Below are 4,864 nucleotides of genomic sequence, written 5' to 3' on the forward strand. Positions count from 1 at the left end.
CGACTACCCCGAGCTGCGCCGCATCTTCGACGCCGGCCTGCGCGACCTGCAGCGCCGCCACATCGATGCCGGCCAGACCTGCGACCGGGCGCTGTACCGGCGCAGCTACGCGCAGCGGCACAAGCGCATCGTCGCGCCCTGCCTGCTGGCCGAGGTGCTGGGCACGCTGTACGTGCCGCGCGCGCCGCTGGCCGGCGTGGTGCGGGCCACGCTCGAGCCGGGCCACGCCGCCGGCGTCACCGTGCATGCCTCGGGCAGCACCGCGGGCCTGCAGCATGCCGACATCGCCGATGCGCTGTTCCCGGCCGATGACCCCGATTTCCCGTGCTGGCACGGTGACACGCGGGGCCTCGCGCAGCGGCCGGAGCCCGGTGCCGCGGCGCTCGGCTGGCTGCGCGCCGCCGACGTGCCCTGGCTCGAGATCACGATCGACCCCGTCTGCGGCAAGCACGGGCTGCGCCAGCTGCTCGATCGATGACGGCCACCCCAACCGCATCCGCACCCTCACCCGACCTTCAGGGAGAACAGAAGATGACCCCCCTCGACACCCGATGCCGCGAGCTGCCGCTGGATTTCAGCTTCAGCGACGCAGAACGCAGCGCGCTGGTCCAGCGCCTGGAGTCGATCCGCGTGAGCCCGTACAAGGCCTACGAGGCGTTCAGCCACGAGATCCGCATGCTGGTCGCGGGGGATCCGAACCTCGCGCGCTTTCGCGACTTCATGGAGGGGCGCCGGCGCGCATCCGCGTACGAGCGGCCGTTCGTGTTCGTCGAGAACTGCCCGATCGACAGCCTGCTGCCCGAATTGGGCAATGTCGACCCGGTGGCCGACAAGCACCGGTTGAAGCGCAGCTTCGTCGCCGAAGGCTTCCTGCAGCTGTACGCCGAGGTGGCCGGCGAGCACCCGATCTCGTACCTGAACGTGAACGACGGCGATGTCTTCCAGGACATCTTCCCGAAGGACGCGCTGAAGGACTCGCAATCGCAGAAGGCACTCGGTCCGATCCATTTCCACAAGGACCTCGCGAACCACTTCGTGCGCCCCGACCTGGTCAACATCCTGGCGCTGCGCAGCTGCGACGACAACGAGATCTGGACCACCTTCGTCGCCAACCGCGACGTGCTGGCCGCACTCGACAAGGACACGCTGGCGGTGCTGCGCGAAGCCGCGTTCTACACACCGTTCGACGACCTGTCGATGGTGGGCGGCAACGTGGCCCTGGGCAAGGCGTCCGAGCATGCGGTGCTGACACGCGAGGTCGACCTGCGCTTCTTCGAGAACCGCACCGAGGGCCTGACCGATTCGGCGACCCGTGCCGTGAAGCGGCTGACCGCCACGCTGCACGCGATGAAGCGCCGGGTGCTGATGCGCCCGGGCGATTTCGTCTCGATCTCGAACAACCTGTCGCTGCACGGCAAGGAGATCGGCATCGTGCGCGACGAGGCCGCCCAACACCGGCGCTGGAGCATCAAGACGGTCAACGTCCATGCCATCGCGCCGCACCAGCCGCACCTGGTCCCCGGCAGCTCGTACCTGGTCAATGGATGACCGCGATGGATGAAAGCCCCCCACCCGCCCGCTGGTGCGCCGTGACGGGCGCGAGCCGCGGCATCGGCCGTGCGGTCGCGCAGGGCCTGCTCGCGAGCGGCTTCAGCGTGATCGGCATTGCGCGCGACGCCGCGCTGCTGGCCGAACTCGAACGCGACTGGCCGCGCCGCTTCATCGCGCTGCCCCACGATGTCGCTCGGCCCGGCCTGCATGCCGCATTCGGCCAGCTCGCCGAGCGCGGCCGCCTGCGGCTGCACGACATCGAACTCGCGGTGCACTGTGCCGGCTGCGCTTTCCAGGGTGCACCGCTCACCGCGATGAGCGATGCCGAGCTGCACGCCACCATCGACACCAACGTGCTCGGCACCACGCTCGTCGTGCGCGACCTCGCCCGGCTGCTGTTGCAGCGCGGCAGCGGCACGCTGGTCGTGCTCGGTTCGATCGCCGGGCACGACGCCGCCCCGCTGATGGCGGCCTATGCCGCGAGCAAGGCCTACACGCAGCAGCTGCTGCGCTGCGTGCGCGCCGACCTGCACGGCTCGGGCGTGCGCGTCAGCTGCGTGCAGCCCGGCACCACCCGCACCGGCCTGCTCGACGGCCAGCCCGGCCTCGATGCCGCCGCCCGCTTCGAAGGCTTCGCGCCGCTCGAAGCGCACGACCTGGCGCGCACCATCGAATGGATCCACCAGCAGCCCGCGCACGTCAACGTGCAGGAGATCAGCCTCTTCCCGGTCGCGCAGAGCCTGTACGTGCGCGGCATCCACCGACATCCGGCGCGCTGACCCCGCGTCCTTGCACCACCCTCCGTCACAGGCTCGCACCATGCCCCACACCGCTACCGCCACCGCCACGCTCCCCGCACTCAGCCTGCCGCTCCCGCTGCCCCCGGCCGACACCATCGGCATCGACAGCGAGATGATCCAGGTCGCCCGCCTGCTGTGGCCGAGCCCGCAGCAGATCGAGCCGGTCACCGGCGGCCTGTTCAACCGCGTGCTGAAGGTGACATCCCCGGCCGGCACGCACTACCTGAAGCGCTTCACCGAAGCGGCCTTGTCGGGCGACTTCCCCCCGTTGCCGACGCGTGCGGCACAGCGCTGCCTCGTCGCCTGCAGCTGGCACGACATGGCCTCGCGGGCCGCCGCGATGCACGCCGGCACGCCGCCGCTGAACGTGCCGGCACTGGTCGCGATCCAGAGCGAGTACGACGTGATCGCGATGGATGCTGCGGCCGGCACGCCGCTGTACGAGCGTCTGCAGGCCCCCGGCACCCACTCCACCGCCGCCGCCGGCCAGGAGCCCCGCATCGAGCTGCCCCTGCGTTCGATCGCGCGCTGGCTGGGCCGGCTGCACGCGCTGCCGCTGCAGCCGCGCGACAGCCTGCTCGCCGCGAGCCGGCCCTTCAAGGCCTTCAAGATCGAGCTGCAATATGCCCGGCTGGTCGATGAACTGCCGCCGCACCTGCACCGCGCGGCGCTGGCGTTCATCCACGACTACCTCGTGCTCGAAGCCGAGCCGGTGCACGGCGACCTGAACTCCCGCAACGTGCTGGTCGACGCCGAGAACGGCGTGTCGGTCATCGACTTCGAGCAGGGCCACTGCGGCGAAGGCTGCTACGACCTCGCCTACCTGCTGAGCGAGTACGTGATCCGCGCGCTGCGCCACGACCGCGACCCGCTCCCCCTCGTCGCGCGCGCCTGGGACCACTACGCCAGTGCTCGGCTGCTGGCCGACCCGCCGGCCTGGCGGCGACGCCTGCACCTGCACCTGGCCTTCCAGTGCCTGTACCGGCTGGTCGGCCCGACGCGCGCCGTCTGGACCGGACACCTCGACGACACCGCCGGCCGGCGCGTGCGGGCGTGGAGCCTGGGCATGCTGGAGCGCCAACTGTGAGCCGCGTGAGCCGCATGAGTCGCGTGAGCCACGCATGGCACCTGCCCCTCGGCTACATCGGCTTCTTCCTGCCGGCCGGCGTGCTGCTGAGCTACCTGCCGCCCTTCCTGCGCGACAAGGGGCTGGCCCCCGACGAGGTGGCATGGATCTTCAGCGCCGTGTTCGGCGTCAAGCTGGTCACCGGGCCGCTGCTCGCGTGGTGGGCCGATGCAGCGCGACGCCAGTCGAGCCTGCTGTGGGTGGCCGCCTGGGCCGTCCTCGGCGCCGCCTGGCTGCTCGGCACCTCGACGCATTTCGCCGGGCTGCTGCTCGCGGTGGTCGTCATGGCCGCCTGCCGCAACTACTGCCAGAGCCTGCTCGAGGCCCTCGCGACCCGGCTGAGGGGTACCGGCGGCGCGATGCGCTATGGCGCGATGCGGGCGCTCGGTTCGGCATCGGTGTGCGCCGGCGTGCTGCTGTTCGGCGGCCTGTGGTCGGCCGGGGTCGCATGGCAGCAGGCTGCCTTGCCGCTGATGGTGCTGGTGTCGGCGCTGGTGCTGATCACCAGCCTGCACGCGATGCAGTCGGCCGTGCGATCCATGGTGCGGGCACCCGCGCCGGTGCCGGAGCAGTTGCCCGCGCAGTTGTCCGAGCAGTTGCCAGATTCGGCGCCTGCCGTCATCGCGATGCCCACCCGCGCGCCCGCGTCGCTCGCCACCCGCAGCGGTGTGCTGCTGCTGGTCGGCGCCACGCTGCTGATCGGCGCCAACGGCGTCTTCTACAGCAGCGCCACCTTGCTGCTGCAGCAGCAAGGCGTCGGCAGCCCGGCCATTGCCGCGCTGTGGTGCGCGGCCTTCGGCGTCGAAACGCTCGGCTTCGCGGCCTTCGACCGCCTGCGCGCCCGCTGGGGCAACGCCCGGCTGTTCGGTGCGGTCGTGATGCTGTCCCTGCTGCGCTGGTCGCTGCTCGCCGACGACGACAGCCTGCCGTGCCTGCTGGTCGGCTTCATGCTGCACGTCGCCTCGTTCTCCTGGACGCACGCGCTGTGCGCGCTGTGGGTGCGTGACCTGAGCCCGAACCGCTACGCCATCACCGGCCAGGCGCTCTACACCGCCTGCGCGCACGGCATCGGCATGGCCGGCGGCGCCTGGTTCGCGAGCCGCGCACTGCCGACCTGGGGCCCCTGCGTGTACGCGCTGGCGTCCGCGATGACCGCCGCCGGCGCGCTCGTGATCGCCATCCGGGCCGCCCTGGCCCAGCGAGCCCGCGTCACCGTGGCGCTGCGCGCATGACGCCCTGCCGGGAGCTCCCATGAGAGATTGCACCCGCCTCGCCGAACAGCTGTCGCAGGCCACGCTGCGCCACTGCCCGCATGCGCTGGCCGTCGCGCTCGGCGGCTCGCAAGCCAGCGGCCGGCACGACGACCATTCCGACCTCGATCTCGTCG

The 4,864-nt window shown here is 71.4% G+C and carries 5 protein-coding genes; all 5 read left to right on the plus strand.

Annotated features, from left to right (window positions below):
• Positions 1–478: hypothetical protein (locus AC1D12_RS24850; protein WP_477843528.1), on the plus strand; the 478-nt coding region annotated here is incomplete at its 5' end.
• Between the two features lie 53 nt (positions 479–531).
• Positions 532–1,548, plus strand: coding sequence for a Fe(II)-2OG oxygenase family protein (locus AC1D12_RS24855; protein ID WP_477843530.1), 1,017 nt, complete (start codon positions 532–534; stop codon positions 1,546–1,548).
• 5 nt (positions 1,549–1,553) lie between these two features.
• Positions 1,554–2,330: an SDR family oxidoreductase gene (locus AC1D12_RS24860; RefSeq protein WP_477843532.1), complete on the plus strand. Its 777-nt coding sequence runs from the start codon at positions 1,554–1,556 to the stop codon at positions 2,328–2,330.
• Positions 2,331–2,370: 40 nt separating this feature from the next.
• Positions 2,371–3,438, plus strand: a complete 1,068-nt coding sequence (locus AC1D12_RS24865; protein ID WP_477843534.1) for a phosphotransferase family protein — start codon at positions 2,371–2,373, stop codon at positions 3,436–3,438.
• A gap of 23 nt (positions 3,439–3,461) precedes the next feature.
• On the plus strand, positions 3,462–4,709 hold the full coding sequence (locus AC1D12_RS24870; RefSeq protein WP_477843535.1) for an MFS transporter: 1,248 nt from the start codon (positions 3,462–3,464) through the stop codon (positions 4,707–4,709).
• Positions 4,710–4,864 lie beyond the last annotated feature (155 nt).

It is taken from the genome of Rhizobacter sp. P1_G5 (genome assembly GCF_056405435.1).

Bases quoted from the DNA above. Each gene is read 5' to 3' on its own strand.
- AC1D12_RS24855 (WP_477843530.1), top strand. From the start codon at position 532: ATGACCCCCCTCGACACCCGATGCCGCGAGCTGCCGCTGGATTTCAGC.
- AC1D12_RS24860 (WP_477843532.1), top strand. From the start codon at position 1,554: ATGGATGAAAGCCCCCCACCCGCCCGCTGGTGCGCCGTGACGGGCGCG.
- AC1D12_RS24865 (WP_477843534.1), top strand. From the start codon at position 2,371: ATGCCCCACACCGCTACCGCCACCGCCACGCTCCCCGCACTCAGCCTG.